12 protein-coding genes and 1 riboswitch are annotated in these 18,466 nt (G+C 60.9%); of the genes, 7 read left to right on the top strand and 5 right to left on the bottom strand.

The annotated features are described in order from the left end of the window. Window positions 1-57: 57 nt before the first annotated feature. Window positions 58-178: riboswitch (yybP-ykoY riboswitch) on the bottom strand. 40 nt (window positions 179-218) lie between these two features. After that, window positions 219-1,217 (bottom strand): methyltransferase, encoded by a 999-nt coding sequence (locus ACQKEN_RS19925; RefSeq protein ID WP_427688142.1) that lies wholly within the window; start codon window positions 1,215-1,217, stop codon window positions 219-221. A 97-nt stretch (window positions 1,218-1,314) separates the two neighbouring features. Next, window positions 1,315-2,280 (bottom strand): 2-hydroxyacid dehydrogenase, encoded by a 966-nt coding sequence (locus ACQKEN_RS19920; RefSeq protein ID WP_427688140.1) that lies wholly within the window; start codon window positions 2,278-2,280, stop codon window positions 1,315-1,317. A gap of 88 nt (window positions 2,281-2,368) precedes the next feature. Here ACQKEN_RS19920 and ACQKEN_RS19915 point away from each other — a divergent pair, with 88 nt between their 5' ends. From ACQKEN_RS19915 to ACQKEN_RS19890, 6 genes are all read left to right on the top strand, one after another. Continuing rightward, window positions 2,369-2,998: a LysE family translocator gene (locus ACQKEN_RS19915; protein ID WP_133771940.1), complete on the top strand. Its 630-nt coding sequence runs from the start codon at window positions 2,369-2,371 to the stop codon at window positions 2,996-2,998. An 886-nt stretch (window positions 2,999-3,884) separates the two neighbouring features. Then, window positions 3,885-5,561 carry a fatty acid--CoA ligase gene (locus ACQKEN_RS19910; protein ID WP_427688137.1) on the top strand — a complete coding sequence of 559 codons (1,677 nt, stop codon included), beginning with the start codon at window positions 3,885-3,887 and terminating at the stop codon, window positions 5,559-5,561. A gap of 365 nt (window positions 5,562-5,926) precedes the next feature. Continuing rightward, window positions 5,927-7,849 (top strand): DUF1302 domain-containing protein, encoded by a 1,923-nt coding sequence (locus ACQKEN_RS19905; protein ID WP_427688135.1) that lies wholly within the window; start codon window positions 5,927-5,929, stop codon window positions 7,847-7,849. Between the two features lie 14 nt (window positions 7,850-7,863). Further along, on the top strand, window positions 7,864-9,228 hold the full coding sequence (locus ACQKEN_RS19900) for a DUF1329 domain-containing protein (protein WP_192174913.1): 1,365 nt from the start codon (window positions 7,864-7,866) through the stop codon (window positions 9,226-9,228). Window positions 9,229-9,606: 378 nt separating this feature from the next. Next, on the top strand, window positions 9,607-12,369 hold the full coding sequence (locus ACQKEN_RS19895) for a LuxR C-terminal-related transcriptional regulator (RefSeq protein WP_427688133.1): 2,763 nt from the start codon (window positions 9,607-9,609) through the stop codon (window positions 12,367-12,369). Between the two features lie 171 nt (window positions 12,370-12,540). Next, window positions 12,541-12,831, top strand: a complete 291-nt coding sequence (locus ACQKEN_RS19890; RefSeq protein WP_427688131.1) for a helix-turn-helix domain-containing protein — start codon at window positions 12,541-12,543, stop codon at window positions 12,829-12,831. A gap of 33 nt (window positions 12,832-12,864) precedes the next feature. Here ACQKEN_RS19890 and ACQKEN_RS19885 read toward each other — a convergent pair whose 3' ends face one another. Next, window positions 12,865-14,064: an HD-GYP domain-containing protein gene (locus ACQKEN_RS19885; RefSeq protein WP_427688129.1), complete on the bottom strand. Its 1,200-nt coding sequence runs from the start codon at window positions 14,062-14,064 to the stop codon at window positions 12,865-12,867. A gap of 424 nt (window positions 14,065-14,488) precedes the next feature. On the opposite strand from ACQKEN_RS19885, the gene ACQKEN_RS19880 reads away from it, so the two are divergent. Further along, window positions 14,489-15,190, top strand: a complete 702-nt coding sequence (locus tag ACQKEN_RS19880; protein ID WP_427688127.1) for an OmpA family protein — start codon at window positions 14,489-14,491, stop codon at window positions 15,188-15,190. 184 nt (window positions 15,191-15,374) lie between these two features. Here the strand turns inward: ACQKEN_RS19880 and ACQKEN_RS19875 are convergent, their stop codons facing one another. Both ACQKEN_RS19875 and pta read right to left on the bottom strand, forming a co-directional pair. Beyond that, window positions 15,375-16,280, bottom strand: coding sequence for an acyltransferase (locus ACQKEN_RS19875; protein WP_427688126.1), 906 nt, complete (start codon window positions 16,278-16,280; stop codon window positions 15,375-15,377). A gap of 80 nt (window positions 16,281-16,360) precedes the next feature. Beyond that, window positions 16,361-18,454, bottom strand: coding sequence for a phosphate acetyltransferase (gene pta / locus ACQKEN_RS19870; RefSeq protein WP_427688125.1), 2,094 nt, complete (start codon window positions 18,452-18,454; stop codon window positions 16,361-16,363). Window positions 18,455-18,466: the final 12 nt, after the last annotated feature.

Below are 18,466 nucleotides of genomic sequence, written 5' to 3'. Positions count from 1 at the left end.
TATGACACGTACAACCTCCCCGCCCCGGGTCAGGATGTTCGTGTCATAGGTCTTGTCAAACCACCGATCCGTCTGAGCGGATCTGGGGTCGCACGCACCATGGTCTGAGGACCAAGTATGTTGATGCGTGCCGGACGAGCATGGCGCTCGTGGGAGACTACTCCCCTAGGACGGTGCGGATTCTGCCTAGCCGTTTGCCGTTCGGCAAGCGCTAATTATCACGCACGTTTCGCACGGTAAATCCGGAAACCCTGACCCTCGGCCATGATCGCGCACGGCCCCAGATGCGACTCGATGATCGGCTGATAGCGCAGGAAGCTGTTGGCAACCAGACGCAGTTCGCCGCCTTTTCTCAGATGTTCTCGTGCTTTTTTCAGCAGGTTCTCGGTTGCCGCGTAGTCGGTATGGACGCCGGTATGGAATGGCGGATTGGTCAGAATCACGTCCAGGTCGTTCGGTGCGGCATCGATTCCGTTGCCCGTCAGCACGTCGGCTTCGAGGCCATTGGCAGCCAGGGTCATGCGGCTGCTGGCGGTGGCGAACGCATCGACATCCAGCATCGTCACACTCGTTTCGGGATAACGGCGTTTGACCGCTGCGCCGAGAACGCCCGCGCCACAGCCGAAATCGAGCAAATGTCCGGTGGGAAGGCGGTCGATGTTTTCCAGCAGCAGCGCCGAACCCCGGTCCAGACGGCCGTGGCTGAACACGCCTGGCAGACTCACCACCTTCAACGCGCCGCCTTCGATTTCAATGTCGAAGCGTTTGGCCAGGCTATCGAGTTCAACGGCTGGCGGAGGCGTTTCGACGGTGACTTGCCAGAGCTGGCAATGGCGGGCGCTGTCGAGTTTGCGGGTTCGCCCGAAAGGGCTCAGCTGGCGGGCGGCGGCTTCGATGCCGCCGCGTTTTTCGCCGACCAGAAACAACTCACGTCCGGCCAGACGCGAAGCGAGCGCGTTGATGAGGTAATCGGCGAGGTCGCGGGCCTTTGGCAAAAACAGCACCGCCGCTTCAAAGGGTTCGGCCGGTGCTTCGGTGCCGAAGTGCACGCGCTCGGGAAACCGCGTACCGAGGGTGTCGAAGTCGCCAGCGTGCCAGCTCCAGCCGCGCGCATTGGGCAGCGTGCTCAGCAAGTCGTCGGCAGGGAGACCGGTCAGCAGCAAGGAACCCTGAAACAAATCGGCCTGCCGGAGTAACACTTCACTGCGCGGGTCCATCATCGGCTCCTCGAAAAAAGGGGCGAAGTTTAACAGGCTTGCCACGCCGCGCACTCGCACTGTGCGGCGGAGTGGCGAGCCTGCGAAAAGCGACGTGTCAGCTGACGACCCGGACCGGCTTGCCTTCATAAAACGCCAAAGCGTTTTCGTTGATCTGGCCGACGATGCGCTGCCGCGCTTCCTGGCTGCCCCATGCGCTGTGGGGCGTGATGATCAATCGCGGAATATCGCCCGACAGCAGCGGATTGCCGTTGACCGGTGGCTCAACCGTCAGCACGTCGGTGGCCGCGCCGCCGAGATGACCGTTGCGCAGGGCATCGGCCAGTGCCTGCTCGTTGATCAAGCCGCCCCGCGCGGTGTTGACGATGAAGGCTTTGGGTTTGAGCAAGCTCAACTCGTGCGCGCCAATCATGTCCCGAGTGTGCTCGTTGAGCGGGCAGTGCAGGGTGAGGGCGTCGACCTGAGGCAGCAGCTCATTCAGTGGCACGCGATCAGGGCGGGCAGGACGACCGGGAATCTGACCCGACAGCACGCGCATGCCGAAGGCTTCGGCCAGCTTCGCGACCGCGCCGCCCAGCTCGCCATGGCCCAGCAGCCCCAGCGTCTTGCCTTCCAGCTCGACAATGGGGAAGTCCAGCAAGCAGAACTGCTTCGATTTTTGCCACTGGCCTTGGTGGATCGCTTGTTGGTAGTCAGGCAAGCGGGTGGCCATCGCCAGCAGCAACATCAGCGTGTGCTGGGCCACGGAAGGGGTGCCGTAGCCCTGACAATTGCTGACCACCACGCCATGTTTGCGCGCTGCGTCGAGGTCGACATTGTTGACGCCGGTGGCCGTCACCAGTACCAGTTTTAGATTCGGGCACGCGGCGAACGTGGCGGCATCGATCATGATCTTGTTGGAAATCGCCACTTCGGCGTCCTTCAGACGCTCGGCCACCTGTTCGGCTGTGGTGCTCGAATGCAGCACCAGTTCGCTGAAGGTTTCACGCCACGGCGCGAGGTCGAGATCCCCCAGATCCAGAGAGGTGTGATCCAGAAAAACTGCTCGGCGTTGACTGGGCATCAGCTGTACCTTTTGCTCGGTGGGTGGGAAGGGTAATGTGACGAGCCTACCAGAGCCTGCCGCTCGCCATAACGCCTGGAGAACTTCTATGTACTGGCCCGAATTTTTAACCGTTGCGCTGATTCACCTGCTGGCCGTCGCCAGCCCCGGTCCGGATTTCGCTGTCGTGGTGCGCGAAAGTGTGACCCACGGGCGCAAGGCCGGCACCTATACGGCCATGGGCGTGGGGACCGCGATTTTCCTGCACGTCGGCTATTCGCTGCTGGGGATCGGCTTGATCGTTTCGCAGTCCATTGTCCTGTTCAATGCCTTGAAATGGGCGGCAGCGGCTTACCTGATTTACATCGGCATCAAAGCACTGCGCGCCAAACCTGCCAGCGCATCGGATGCGCCCGTGGACATCGCCAAGGGCGAGCGCACCGCGCGGGGCGCCTTTACGGCCGGGTTCGTCACCAACGGGCTGAACCCTAAGGCGACGCTGTTTTTCCTGTCGCTGTTCACCGTCGTGATCAACCCGCACACGCCGATGCTGGTTCAGGCCGGCTACGGGGTTTACCTGGCATTCGCGACCGGCGCGTGGTTTTGCCTGGTCGCACGCCTGTTCAGCCAGCCTCGGATTCGCGCGGGCTTTGCGCGAATGGGCCATTGGTTTGATCGGGCGATGGGTGGCGTGCTGGTGGCGCTGGGTTTGAAGCTGGCGTTGACGGAGATGCATTGATTGGGCGTTACAGAATGCAAATCGAGGTGGGCGGCGGCGTGATCAGAAGCGCCAGATCGCGAGCAAGCTCACTCCTACAGTTTGTTCACCGTCCGAGGAATTCGCCCGGGGCCATGTACCGCGGATCGCCGTACCCACATTCCGCGCCAGACGACGCCCAATGTAGGAGTGAGCTTGCTCGCGACCGGCTGCGCAGCAGTCGTCAAACAGGACGCCTCGGTTATACCTGACACACCGCATGCACCGGTCTGTTGTCGCTACGCGCCCGATCGCGGGCAAGCGCGCTCCTACACTTTTCGCAGCGTCCGAGGAATTCGCCCCGGACCACGAACCGCGTATCGCCGTGCGCACATTCGGCGCCAGACGACGATCAATGTAGGAGCGCGCTTGCCCGCGATCGGCTGCGCAGCAGTCGTCAAACAGGACGCCTCGGTTATACCTGACACACCGCATGCACCGGTCTGCTGCCGCTGCGCGCCAGATCGCGGGCAAGCGCGCTCCTACACTTTTCGCAGCGTCCGAGGAATTCGCCCGGCGCCATGTATCGCGTATCGCCGTGCGCACATTCGGCGCCAGACGACGATCAATGTAGGAGCGCGCTTGCCCGCGATCGGCTGCGCAGCAGTCGTCAAACAGGACGCCTCGGTTATACCTGACACACCGCATGCACCGGTTTGCTGCCGCTGCGCGCCAGATCGCGAGCAAGCTCACTTCTACAGTTTCGATCCGCGTTAGCTCCGACCCTCTGATTTTTGCGTTAGTAGATGGTGCAGGGGCTGCACCGTTTCCGACGCACGATTCATCCCTTCGGCTGATCCGATCGACGCGCCAAGCCCCTACAGTGCATATTTTCAAGCCCGCACCTGCACCGTGAAAAGGGATTCCTATGCTGCACACCCGCGTGATTCCGCCCGCCGAAGGGGCGTACCAGTACCCTCTGTTGATCAAGCGACTGCTGCTGTCCGGCGTACGCTACGAGAAAACCCGTGAAATCGTTTACCGGGACCATTCGCGCTATTCGTATCAAATGCTCAACGAGCGCATCTGCCGGCTGGCCGGTGCGCTGACGGCGGCGGGGGTGAAGGCGGGTGACACCGTCGCGGTGATGGACTGGGACAGCCATCGTTACCTGGAATGCATGTTCGCCATCCCGATGATTGGTGCGGTGATCCACACCATCAACGTCCGGCTTTCGCCCGAGCAGATCCTGTTCACCATGAACCACGCCGAAGACAAGGTCGTGCTGGTCAACAGTGAGTTTGTACCCCTCTACAACGCCATGGCCGGGCAACTGACGACGGTTGAAAAAACACTGTTACTGACCGACACCGATGGCGCTACCGCCGACCTGCCCAACCTCGTCGGTGAGTACGAAGCGTTGTTGGCGGCGGCGAGCCCGCACTATCAGTTCGAGGATTTCGACGAGAACTCGGTGGCGACCACGTTCTACACCACCGGCACGACGGGCAACCCAAAGGGGGTGTATTTCACCCATCGCCAGCTCGTGCTGCACACCATGGCCGTCGCGACGATCATGGGCAGCGTCGAAGGCATTCTGGGCGGCGACAAGGTTTACATGCCGATCACGCCGATGTTCCACGTTCATGCGTGGGGCGTGCCGTATGCCGCAACTATGCTGGGTGCGAAACAGGTGTATCCCGGTCGTTACGACCCCGAGTTGCTGGTAGAGCTCTGGCAAAAAGAGAAGGTCACGTTTTCCCACTGCGTGCCCACCATCATGCAAATGGTCCTCAACGCCAAAGCCGCCCAGAACATGGATTTCACCGGCTGGCACATCATCATCGGCGGCAGCTCGCTCAATCGTTCGCTGTACGAGGCAGCCAAGGCCAAGGGCATTCAGCTGTCGGCGGCCTACGGCATGTCCGAGACCGGGCCGTTGGTGTCGGTGGCGCACTTGAACGACGACCTGATGGCCGCCAGTGAGGACGAACGCACTGCTTACCGAATCAAGGCCGGCGCGCCGGGCGTGCTGGTTGAGGCGGCGATTGTCGATGGCGAGGGCAATTTCCTGCCTTCCGACGGCGAGACCCAGGGTGAACTGGTGCTGCGCGCACCGTGGCTGAGTGAAGGGTATTACCGCGAGCCGGAGAAGGGCGCTGAACTGTGGGCCGGCGGCTGGCTGCACACCGGCGACGTGGCGACGCTGGACAGCATGGGCGGGATCGACATTCGTGACCGCATCAAGGACGTCATCAAGACCGGCGGCGAATGGGTGTCTTCGCTGCAACTGGAGGATCTCTGCAGTCGTCATCCCGGTGTCCGTGAAGTGGCTGTCGTCGGCATCGCTGATCCGCAGTGGGGCGAGCGCCCGTTTGCGCTGCTGGTCGCCCGCGAAGGTCACGTTCTCGATGCAAAGACGCTGAAGGAACATCTCAAGCCGTTTGTGGAGCAGGGGCACATTAACAAGTGGGCTATCCCCAGCCAGATTGCCCTTGTTACCGAAATTCCCAAGACCAGTGTCGGCAAGCTGGACAAGAAGCAGATCCGCCAGAACATCCTCGAATGGCAGGGCAGTAACAGCGCTTTCCTCTCCACGCTCTGACGGTTTTCTTCGCGGCTGTTTTCATCGGTTAATAACCCTGAGAATGTGCCGCGAAGGCTCTACTCCGGCGTCTTCCTTGCCAATTCTCTTTTTTCAGCCATGCTCCCCCTGCGTTGTGATTTGCCACTCTGGAGTCGGCGTGCCAGAGGCGTTGGCGCTGTAAATCACACTTTAGAGGGATCAAGCAGCAGCACCTGCTGGCTATAGTCGGCAGTAGGTAGGTACCGGAGTAAAGGCGCACTGATCGTTTCGCAGTTGTTTGGCTGCCCGATCGGCGTTGACACCCAGGCACTGCGGCCCGTCCGCCTGAGTCGTTTCCGGAAGCACCCACTGCCATAAAAATAAAAGCACATGGAGTAGCGTCGATGACATCAGCAAACCAGTTCTGGCGCCGGGCTAAATTGCCCCTGGCCGTCAGCCTCGCTTCCACGCTCGCCGGCCCTGCATTCGGCGTCAGTTTCAATATCGGAGAAATCGAAGGCAACTTCGACTCGTCGCTCTCTGTGGGGGCAAGCTGGTCCACCCAGAATGCCAACAAGAACCTGATCGGCTCCAACAACGGCGGTCACGGTCTTTCGCAAACCTCCGACGACGGTCACTTGAACTTCAAGAGCGGTGAAACGTTTTCGAAGATATTCAAGGGCATCCACGATCTTGAACTGAAGTACGGCGACACCGGTGTGTTCCTGCGGGGCAAATACTGGTACGACTTCGAGCTCAAGGACGAAAGCCGCGACTTCAAGGACATCAGCGATTCCGGCCGCAAGGAAGGCGCCAAATCCTCAGGTTTCGAGCTGCTCGACGCATTCGTCTATCACAACTATTCCATTGCCGATGAGCCGGGTTCGGTGCGTCTGGGCAAGCAAGTGGTCAGTTGGGGTGAAAGCACCTTCATCCAGGGTGGCATCAACAGCATCAACCCGGTCGACGTGTCTGCATTCCGTCGTCCTGGCTCGGAAATCAAGGAAGGCCTGATTCCGGTCAACATGTTCTACCTGTCGCAAAGCCTGACCGAGAACCTGTCGGCAGAAGGCTTTTACCAGCTGGAATGGGACCAGACCGTTGTCGACAACTGCGGCACCTTCTTCTCGCAACCGGACGTGATCGCGGACGGCTGCAACAGCAACCTCGCCGTACTGCGTACCCGAAACAGCCTCAATGCGGCTCTGCCTGCCGCATTGCGCGGCCCCGTCCAGAACACGCTCGCTGCGCGCGGTGTGAGCTTCGGCAATCCTGACGAGGGTGCCGTGGTTGCCCGCGGCCCTGATCGCGATGCCCGGGACAGTGGCCAGTATGGCTTGGCCATGCACTACAACTTCGAGCCGCTGGACACCGAGTTCGGCGCCTATTACATGAACTACCATAGCCGTCTGCCGATCTTCAGCGGCAAGGGCGGACCCGCCAGCGCCTACAGCGCAGCGGGTCTGGTGGGCGGTCTGGCGGCCAATGGCGTTCCCCGGGGCGTTGCGGCGGCACTCGCGCCCACACTGTTGCCCGTCGTGGTCGCCGGCAACTCCAGCTACTACGTTGAATACCCGGAAGACATCCACCTGTTCGGCCTGAGCTTCTCCACCACCCTGCCTACTGGTACGGCGTGGAGCGGTGAGATCAGCTATCGCCCGAACGCACCGGTGCAGTTGAACACCACTGACATTCTGTATTCCGGCCTGTCGCCGCTGAACTCGAACGTGTCGCTGCTGCAGGGCGCGCCCGGCCAGGACCAGAAAGGCTATCGCCGCAAGGAAATCAGCCAGGCGCAGACCACCTTCACTCACTTCTTCGACCAAGTGATGGGCGCCGAACGTCTGACCGTAGTGGGTGAGGTGGGCTGGACCCACGTCGGCGGTCTGGAAAGCACATCGAAACTGCGTTATGGCCGCGACCCGAGCTACGGCCCAGGTCCGCTGCCGGGTGGTCAGTGCCAGACCCTCAACGCCAGCACCCTGGGCACTGCGGCTCAGAATAACCTCAGCCGCTACTGCGAAAACGATGGCTTCACTACCACCGATTCGTGGGGTTACCGCGCCCGCGCCATCTGGGATTACAACAACGTCTTCGCCGGTGTGAACCTGCGTCCGAGCGTGGCCTGGTCCCACGACGTCGACGGCTACTCGCCGGGCCCTGGCGGCAACTTCGAGGAAGGTCGCAAAGCCGTGAGTCTGGGCCTCGACGCCGAGTACCAGAACACCTACACCGCCAACCTTTCCTACACCAACTTCTTCGACGGCAAGTACACCACCGTGGACGACCGCGACTTCGTAGCGCTCAGCTTCGGCATGAACTTCTAAGGACAATGATGAAAATGAAAATCACGAAGGGTCTGTTGCAGGTGGGCGTGTTGGGGCTGTCGTTGTTGGCGACCAGCGTGATGGCTGCGGTGTCCGACGCCGAGGCCGCCAAGCTGGGCACCACGCTGACGCCGATGGGCGCGGAAAAAGCCGGCAACGCTGCCAATACCATTCCGGCCTGGAGTCCGATGCCGACCAATGCCGGCGCCGTGGACGACAAAGGTTTCCTGGCCAACCCGTACGCCAACGAAAAAGCGCAGTTCACCATCACGGCGCAGAACGTGGATCAGTACAAGGACAAACTCGCCCCGGGTCAGTACGCGATGTTCAAGCGTTACCCGGACACCTACAAGATGCCGGTTTACCCGTCCCACCGTGGCGCGACCGTGCCCGCTGACGTGTTCGCCGCCATCAAGAAAAACGCCACCAACACCAAGCTGGTGGGCGGCGGCAACGGTCTGGAGAATTTCGAAACCGCGGTGCCGTTCCCGATTCCGAAAGACGGCCTGGAGGTGATCTGGAACCACATCACCCGTTATCGCGGCGGCAGCGTCTCGCGCCTGGTCACCCAAGCCACGCCACAAACCAACGGCTCGTTCAACCCGGTGTATTTCCACGACGAGTTCGTCTTCCGCGACAAAATGAAGGATTTCGATCCGAAGAACCCGGGCAACATCCTGTTCTACTTCAAGCAGGAAGTGACGGCGCCGGCCCGTCTGGCGGGTTCCGTGCTGCTGGTCCATGAAACCCTCGATCAGGTCAAAGAGCCGCGTGCGGCGTGGGTCTACAACGCCGGGCAGCGTCGCGTACGCCGTGCCCCGCAAGTGTCTTATGACGGACCGGGCACCGCCGCCGACGGCCTGCGTACCTCCGACAACCTCGACATGTTCAACGGCGCGCCCGACCGCTACGACTGGAAACTGATCGGCAAACAGGAGATGTACATCGCGTCCGACAGTTACAAGCTCGACGATCCGAAGTTGAAATACACCGACATCATCAAGGCCGGCCACATCAATCAGGACTTGGCGCGCTATGAACTGCGTCGCGTCTGGCACGTGACCGCCACGCTGAAAGAAGGCCAGCGTCACATCTACGCCAAACGTGACTTCTTCATCGACGAAGACACCTGGCAGGCTGCGGTCATCGATCACTACGACGGTCGCGGCCAGCTGTGGCGCGTGGCCGAAGCCCACGCCGAAAACTACTACGACAAACAAGTGCCGTGGTATGCCCTCGAAGCCCTGTACGACCTGCAATCAGGCCGCTACCTGGCGCTGGGCATGAAGAACGAAGAGAAAAAAGCCTATGACTTCGGCTTTACTGCCACCGTCAGCGACTTCCAGCCCAACGCGCTACGCCAGGAAGGTGTGCGCTAACGGCTGACCGAACAAGCGGGGAGCGTGCAACGTTGATCACAGCTGCAGCGCACTGAAGTCCTCCGCTGCTTCACCCTATGGCTGAACCCCATAGAGCAGAAAGGAAACACCCCGACGGTTCGGGGTGTTTTTTTTTGCCTGCGCTTGCGCTGGCAGGTTCCCGCCGTCAGGCGACCTGCGCAGCGGTCCTTTGCTATGCGCCGCGTCCTTCACAGGGCGGTGAACGTACCATCCCAGACATATAAACCAACATTCGCCCTGTTGATCGGATACGTTTTATTACAGTCTTTCGTCTAACAATGTTCAAAAGGTTCCATATAGCCGCTAGTCTCCCGACATCTGAACGCCGAACAACAAGCACTCCAACAAGAGCCGGCCATGACTGATCTGTCGCGTTTGCAAGGATTCGCAAATCACGCCGTCACTGCGTTGGAAGGTCGTTTCTTCCGTCCGCCCCTGCCTGAAGGTTATGTATCGAGACCTCGATTGTGCGAGCGGCTGGGTGCGGGTCTTTCCGGGCGTCTCTTGCTGATCAGCGCGCCGGCCGGTTTCGGCAAAAGCTCACTGGCGGTGGAGTTCTGCGAAAGCCTGCCCGATCAGTGGCAGAACCTCTGGCTGGGTCTGAGCCAACGGGACAGCGACCCGGGCCGGTTTCTCGAACGTCTTCTCTGCGGTCTCCAGCAATTCTTCCCTCTGCTCGGCGGCCAGGCGCTCGGCCTTCTGAAGATGCGTCAGCGCCACCAGCCCTTTGCCTTCGAAGAGTGGCTGGACAGTTTGCTGGACGAACTGGCGATGCACCTGATGTTGAGCAAGCCGTTGTTGCTGGTGCTCGACGACTATCACCTGGTACAGGGGCCGGTGCTGGATCGCTGCCTGCAATTTCTCCTCAATCACCTGCCTGCGGGCATGAACATCATGGTCACCAGCCGCCAGAGGCCGAACTGGCACCTCGCGCGGCTGCGGCTGTCCCGTCAATTGCTGGAATTGTCCGAGCAGGATCTGCGCCTGACCGACGACGAGTCTCTGGCGGTGCTGGATACGCAGCGCAATTGCTTGAGCGATGAAGCACTGCACGCCTTGCTGCAGCGCAGTGAGGGTTGGGTGGCCGGCCTGCGATTCTGGCTGCTGGCGGCCAACGAGGCGGGCAGTAACGCGCTGACCCAGGGCCTCAACGGCGGGGAAGGGCTGATCCGTGATTACCTTCTTGAAGAGGTCATCGATTGCCTGCCGGCCGACGTTCAGGCTTTTCTCTATGAAACCGCCTGTCTGGAGCGTTTCAGCGGTGCCCTGTGCAACGCCGCGCGCGACAGTCACGACAGCGACGAAATGCTCGGTTACCTGCAAGCGCATCAGGTGTTTCTCGTCCCGCTGGACGAGCACGGCCGCTGGTTTCGCTATCACCATTTGTTCTCGGATCTGCTGCGCGCGCGCGCCGGGCCCAGTGTCACGCCGCAACAAAGGCGCGTGCATCTGAATGCCTGCCGCTGGTTCAGCGACCAGGGCCTGCTCGACGAAGCCATTGAACAGGCGTTGCGTGCGGGGCATCTGGATGTGGCGGCCAATCTGGTGCAGAACCTGTCCGAAGAACAACTGCTCGCCGAGCAAAACGTCGGCATGCTGCTGCGCTGGAAAATGGACTTGCCTGACAGCCTGTTGGTCAGCACGCCGCGTTTGATCGTGCTGTATGCCTGGGCTCTGGGCCTGGCGTGTCAGCTGGACGCGGCCGAGGAGTTGGGCAATCACCTCAGTCGGTTTCTGCCGGCGCCTTCCGCGACCGCGCAAAATTCGATGCTGGCGCAGTGGCTGGCGCTGAGCGGGATCATCGCCCGAGGCCGCGGCGACAGTGAAACAGCCCGGCGTTATTGCAGCGAAGCGCTGGTCAGTCTGCCCCTCAAGCGTTATGGCCAGCGTTTGCTGTGCCTGTCGACCCTGGCGAATCTGGCCATCGCCGATGGAGACTTATGGCGCGCCCGGGCGCTGAACCGTGACGCCCTGGAGTTGGCGCAGCGGGTGGCCAATCCGTTGTTTGAGGCGCTGGCGCACTACGACCGCGCCCGCACGTTGCAGGCCCGTGGCGAGACCCTTCGCTCGATGGAGGAAGTGCGCCAGGGCTTGCGGCGTTTGAAGGGTCTGTCTTCCCAAAAGCTGTACGCCGTGCGCGCGCGGCTGACGTTGTACGAAGGTTATCTGCTGGTGCAGGTCCTTCAACCGGAGGCAGGCCGCGAGCGCTTGAATGCCGGGCTGGCCGAGGCGCGGGCCTGCCGTGACATCAGCGTGCTGATCGGCCACTGCGTGATTGCCGGAATGGAGGGGCGCGAAGGGCGCTACGCCGAAGCGTTCGCCGAGCTCGCCGAGGCCGAGCGGCTGATGCACATCTGGGACGTGCCACCGGTTTATTACCTGGCAATGATCACCCTCGCCAAATGCGAGCTGTGGCTGGCACAGGGTCGTATCGACCTGGCCGACGCCTGGCTGCTGCGACTGGGACAGACCTATGGCGGCCACCAACCCGCGGCCGCCCCCGAGTGCTCACCGCAATTGCCTCAGCAGATCGAAACGCTACGGGCGGTGCTCGACCACATTCAGGGTCGCACCGATGAGGCGATGACGCGGCTGAGCGGTCTGGTTGAGTATGCCCAGCGCATTGGCGCAGGACTGCTCGGCCTCAATGCACTGAGTCAGCACATTTTGTTGTTGCTGGACACATCACGTCAGTCTGAAGCCGATGAGCTGTTTCAACAGAGCCTTCTGCTCGCTACCGGGGGGGCGGTTCTACCGTTTCAGCGCCTGATCCGTCGTCATCCCGACTGGCTGCGCAAGCAACTGCATGACCGACCCTCATGCCGGCTGGTCGATTACCTGCTTCAGCAACTCCCTGAAGCTGCGCCCGGCCAGGGACTGCCTTGCCTGCGCGTCACCAGTGAGCCGCCCGTCTGCAACGGCGGCGACCACCTCAGCGCCCGCGAACTCAGTGTGCTGCAGCTGATCGCCCAAGGTTGCTCCAATCAGGAAATCAGCGAGCGATTGTTCATTTCCCTGCACACCGTCAAAACCCACGCCAGCCACATCAACGGCAAACTCGGTGTCGAACGACGTACCCAAGCGGTGGCCCGGGCGCAAGAGCTGGGATTGTTAGGTTGATCGGTCGGCACTTAAATGCCGATTTTTGTCCATAAGCCTCCTTTTTAGGCATTTAACTGCCTTTTCCGCATCAGCCCTAAGGTTTAGGCATTAAAATGCCGAGCAGCACGTCATGCAACTGACCCTCCAACTCTACCTGTCGGGACGATGGCACGACGCAATGGGCCTGCCATGAACGACGAAATACGCCAGCGCGGCATCATCCTCGACGAGCTTCGGGATCAGTTGTTGGAGGGCACCGTTTCGATGGGCGCTGCCGTCAAACGGCTGCGGACCGAGATCACGGGATTGCGCCAGGAGCAGTTCGCGAGCATGTGCAAAATCTCGCTGCGCACACTGCGCCAGATCGAGCAGGACGAGGGTAATCCGACGGTGCAGACCCTCGACGCCGTGCTCAGGCCCTTTGGTATGCAGGTCGGCTTTATTCCGTTGCGACGCCGGCCGGCGGCGACCAGTCTCTAAAGCGTAATCGCGCCGATCAGCGCGGCACCAGACTCAAGCCGCGGGCTGACCGGCCCACATGCTCGCCACATCCAGGAGGCCCCAGTCTTCAGCCAGTTCGAACTTGAGGATGCCGTCTCGTACCGAGGAGCAGGCGAGATCGATGACTTGCGGCTCGAAGGGCATGCGGGTCCGGGTGGAGAGAAAGACTTTCACTTTCGGGTGCAGCAGGGATTTTTCATCCTGCTCGACCACCACGCCCAGGCGCTCGCTTTTCAGGCGAACCAACGCGCCTACGGGATAGATACCGACGGTCTTTACGAAGTGCTGGAACACCTTCGCATCGAAGTGGCCTTTCCAGGACGCCATTTCGCGAACTGAATGCGCAGCGTCCCAACCTTTCTTGTAGGGCCGGTCTGACGTCACGGCGTCATACACGTCACAGATCGCGCCCATTTTCGCCAGCAGGGTGATCTCGTCGCCCTTCAGTCCGTGGGGATAACCGCTACCGTCGACCTTTTCGTGATGATGCAGGCACACGTCCATCACCAGTTGGGTCACCCGCTCGCAGCTCTGGAGGATTTCCAGACCGGCCTGAGGATGATGTTTCATAGTCTCGTATTCTTCGTAGGTGAGGCGATCGGGCTTATTGAGAATGGCCGAGTCGATCATCATTTTGCCGACGTCATGCATGAGTCCGGCGACGCCGGCTTCACGCACCTGGTCTTCATCCAGATCCATCTGCCGCGCGAGCGCAACCATCAAGGCGCACACCGCCACCGAATGCATGTAAGTGTACTCATCGGTCGTCTTCAGGCGCGACAGGCTGATGAGCGCGTGGGGATGGCGCATCACGGACGTGGAAATTTCTTCAACCAGCAGATCGACGTCTTCGGTGTTCATCGCACGGCCCATCCGGGCATCACTGAACATGGTCATCACTGCCGCTTTCGCACGGCCACAAATCAGGCGCGCGCGGGCCAGTTCCAGCTCAAGGCTGCACGGCGCAGTCTCGGCAGTGTCGGGACACTCGGGGGAGGTCTGATCGGCTGGCGAGCTATCGACAGGGCTTTTGCCAAGACGAGTGTCAATCCAGACCTCACGGGTCGATGCCTGAATGCGCCGCAACACCGCGTCGTCGCTGAGTTCGCGCTCGACGTGGGCAGTCCAGAAGGGATCGTTGATCCGTGGGCGGCAGAACTCGTGGATGTACATGCCCAGCGTGAGGTCGGAAACGGGGATTTTTCTTAGCATAGAGTCAGCTCTTGCGCGTGAATACAGCGCTGCCTTGCCTGAAAGTGAGAGCGATCTTCGTCGTCTGCTTCATCACTGCGCTTTCCTGTACTTGCGCATTGCCAGTATAGGAAGGCGCTGGGGAAATGAAACTCCCTTAAATGTTGTGGGAATTACCCTCCTGATAGGGAAATATCCAACCTAGTCAGGAAGTTGCATGGATTATCTGCCGTGTATGACGAATCTCGCAGCGAATAAATGCGATGAACAGCATGTGCAAAACGCACATAAATATTTGCTTTTCTTGTTAAAGAAATGCTGCCTCTGGCCGTCCATTGGCGGTTCAGCCCGCGTTAAGGAATTTTTGACGGGGAGCGTGCTCTAATCGCCCAAATCATCGGCCTTTATGTTTGGCCGTAGAAAAGCAAAACAGGAGCTCTCCTTGATGTTGACCTTTCGCCGTTTGATCATCGCTGCCACCGCACTGACTGTGCTTTCCGGCTGCGCGACGCAGAATCCGTACGACAATCAGGGACAGGCGCAGAACTCGGGCGGCGTGAGCAAGACCGCCAAGTACGGCGGCCTGGGTGCATTGGCCGGTGCCGTTGCCGGTGCTGCCATCGACCACAACAACCGTGGCAAAGGTGCGCTGATCGGCGCTGCCGTGGTGGGTGCGGCCTCGGCCGGTTACGGTTACTACGCCGACAAGCAGGAAGCCGCTCTGCGCGCGAGCATGGCCAACACCGGCGTTGAAGTTCAGCGCGAGGGCGACAACATCAAACTGGTGATGCCGGGCAACATCACGTTCGCCACCGACTCGTCGGCCATTGCCAGCAGCTTCTACGCGCCGCTGAACAACCTGGCCGGTTCGCTGAAGCAGTACAACCAGAACATGATTGAAATCGTTGGCTACACGGACAGCACTGGCAGCCGCCAGCACAACATGGACCTGTCGCAGCAGCGCGCCCAAAGCGTCGCGACCTACCTGACCTCTCAGGGTGTTGATGCATCTCACCTGTCGGTGCGCGGTGCCGGTCCTGATTCGCCGATCGCCAGCAACGCCGACGTCAACGGTCGCGCCCAGAACCGCCGCGTTGAGGTCAACCTCAAGCCGATTCCTGGCCAGCAATACCAACAGCAGCAGTAATCCTTTGACGTGAAACCAAAAACCCCGGCCAGTGAGCCGGGGTTTTTATTTGCCGAGCAGATTTCTCCCATCCCTTGTAGGAGTGAGCTTGCTCGCGATAGCGGAGTGTCTGGCAACTGATAAGCGCCTGACAGAGTGCCATCGCGAGCAAGCTCACTCCTACAGCAGCGTATCACTGCAGCCTTCAGGATCTGGCGGGGTAGCGCTCATGCATCTGCGCGAGCAGCGCGTCCTTGTCTTCCCACAACTGGTTGATCCACTGCTGAAACTCCAGGCGGTAGGCATCGTCCTGGTCGTAGCTTTTGCCAATGAACTGCGGCGGGATCTGCACTTCTTCAAAATGTGCGACCACTTCGCGAACATTCCCGCAGAGCAAATCCCAATACCCTGGCCGACCGACCGGATAGTGAATGGTCACGTTGACGATGGATTCCAGCTGCTCGCCCATGGCGTCCAGCACAAAGGCGATGCCGCCTGCCTTCGGTTTCAACAGATAACGGAACGGCGAGTTCTGCTGTGCGTGCTTGGCTTCGGTGAAGCGTGTGCCTTCGACGAAGTTGAAAATGCCCACCGGATTGTTGCGAAACTTCGCACAGGTGCGGCGGGTAGTGGCCAGGTCCTTACCCTTTTTTTCCGGGTGCTTGGCCAGATAGGCCTTGCTGTAGCGCTTCATGAACGGAAAGCCCAGCGCCCACCAGGCGAGGCCAATCACCGGCACCCAGATCAGCTCCTGCTTGAGGAAGAACTTGAGCGGTCGGATGCGCCGGTTCAGCACGTACTGCAACACCATGATGTCGACCCAGCTCTGGTGATTGCTTGTCACCAGGTACGAGTGCTGATAGTCCAGGCTTTCCAGCCCGCTCAAATGCCAGCGGGTGTGGCCGAGCAAGTCCATCCAGGCGTTGTTGTTGCTGATCCACGCTTCGTGGATGTGGCTCATCAGCCAGTCGGTCACCTTTTGCGCGGCCGGGAAGGGCAGGCACAGCTTGAAGATGGCAACGACGAACAGCGGCGTGCAGCAGAGAATCGTGTTGAGCGCCAACAGCAACGAGGCGATGACGCCGCGCAAAGGGGCGGGCAGGAAATCCATGTGAATCGAACTCCGGGGTCAGTCAGCCGCCGGTGGGTTCCGGCGGGGTTATTGTGGGCGAGCGATATTGCAGCGCAATGTTATTGCGGCAAGGTGGCCGCCTGAATGGCTGTCAACGCAATGGTATAGACGATGTCGTCGACCTGAGCGCCGCGCGGCAGATCATTGACCGGCTTGCGCAGGCCTTGCAGCATCGGGCCGAGGCTCACGCAGTCCGCACTGCGCTGTACCGCCTTATAGGTCGTGTTGCCGGTGTTCAGATCCGGAAACACGAACACATTGGCGCGACCTGCCACCGGGCTGTCCGGCGCCAGTTGCCGGGCGACGTGTTCATTGGCGGCGGCATCGTATTGCAAAGGCCCGTCGATCAACAGCCCGCGCTGGGTCTCACGCGCCAGTTGCGTGGCTTCGCGCACTTTTTCCACTTCTTCACCGCTGGCCGAATTGCCGCTTGAGTAACTGATCATCGCTACCCGCGGTGACAAGCCAAACGCCACGGCCGAATCCGCGCTCTGCACGGCGATCTCCGCCAGCTCGGTGGCGGTCGGGTGCGGGTTCATGATGCAGTCGCCGTACACCAGCACCTGCTCCGGAAACAGCATGAAAAACACCGATGAAACGAGGGTGCAGCCCGGCGCCGTCTTGATCAGCTGCAGTGCTGGCCGAATGGTGTTGGCGGTCGAATGGATCACCCCTGACACCAGCCCGTCCACTTCGTCGAGGGCCAGCATCATGGTGCCAATCACCACAGGGTCTTCCAGCTGCTGCTCGGCCATTGGCGCGTTCAGGTTTTTGCTGCGGCGCAGATCAACCATCGGCGCTACGTAGCGCTCGCGGATCAGGTCCGGGTCGAGAATCTCCAGGCCCGGCGGCAGTTCGATGCCGTGGGCTCGCGCCACGGCGTTCACTTCCTCGGGCTTGGCCAGCAGCACGCACCGGGCAATGCCGCGGGCCTGACAAATGGCGGCCGCTTGTACGGTTAACGGCTCGGCACCTTCGGGCAACACGATGCGTTTGTTTGCCGCCTGTGCGCGCTGGATCAGCTGATAACGAAATACTGCGGGCGACAGGCGCATCTCACGGGGCGTGCCGCAGCGCTGGTGCAGCCAGTTGGCATCCAGATGGCTGGCGACGAAATCGGTGATGATCTCCGCGCGTTCGCGGTCATCGATGGGGATTTCCTTGTTCAGCTGATTGAGCTGCGTCGCGGTGTCGTACGAACCGGTGCTCACCGACAGCACTGGCAACCCGGCCTGCAGCGCGCCTCGACACAGGTCCATGATGCGCGGGTCGGGCAGGGTGTCGCTGGTCAGCAGCAGCCCGGCCAACGGCACGCCGTTGAGCGTCGCCAGGCTCACGGCCAGGATGATGTCATCGCGATCCCCCGGCGTAACGACCAGCACGCCCGGCTTGAGCAACTGCAGGGTATTGAGCACCGTGCGGGCGCAAATGATGATCTTCGACATGCGCCGCTGTTCGTAGTCGCCAGCGTTGATCACTTGCGCACCGAGCAGATCGGCGACGTCGCGGGTGCGCGGGGCGTTCAGGTCGGCTTGAAACGGGATGCAGCCGAGCAAACGGAAATCACCGCTGCGCAACAGCGGCGAGTGTTCCTTGAGCCGCGCCGAGAAGGCTTCCATGCTCTCGTCGGTGCGCACTTTGTTGAGAATCACGCCGAGCACTTTCGGGTCTTTCGGGCCGCCGAACATTTGCGCCTGCAGCTCGACGCGGCCGGAAAGCTCGGTCAGCACTTCGTTTTCCGGGGCCGATACGAGAATGACTTCCGCATCCAGCGCCTTGGCCATGTGCAGGTTGACCCGCGCGGCATAGCTGGCGCTGCGTGTCGGGACCATGCCTTCGACGATCAGCACGTCGCGGCCAATCGAGGCCTCTTGATACAGGTTGATGATTTCTTCCAGCAGCTCGTCGAGCTGGCCTTCGCCGAGCATGCGTTCGACATGGGCCAACCCCAAAGGCTTGGGTGGCTTGAGGCCGTGGGTGCGGGCGATCAGTTCAGTCGAGCGTTCAGGGCCCATATCCCCGGGATGAGGCTGAGCGATCGGCTTGAAAAAACCGACCTTGAGCCCGGCGCGCTCCAGGGTGCGCACCAGCCCCAGGCTGATGGACGTCAGGCCCACACCAAAATCTGTGGGCGCGATAAAGAAAGTCTGCATGCGGGCTTCTCG

The sequence above is a fragment of the Pseudomonas sp. NPDC078416 genome, assembly GCF_050268485.1.
Classification (GTDB): Bacteria; Pseudomonadota; Gammaproteobacteria; order Pseudomonadales; family Pseudomonadaceae; genus Aquipseudomonas.
This window is presented reverse-complemented; position numbering and strand designations above follow the sequence as displayed.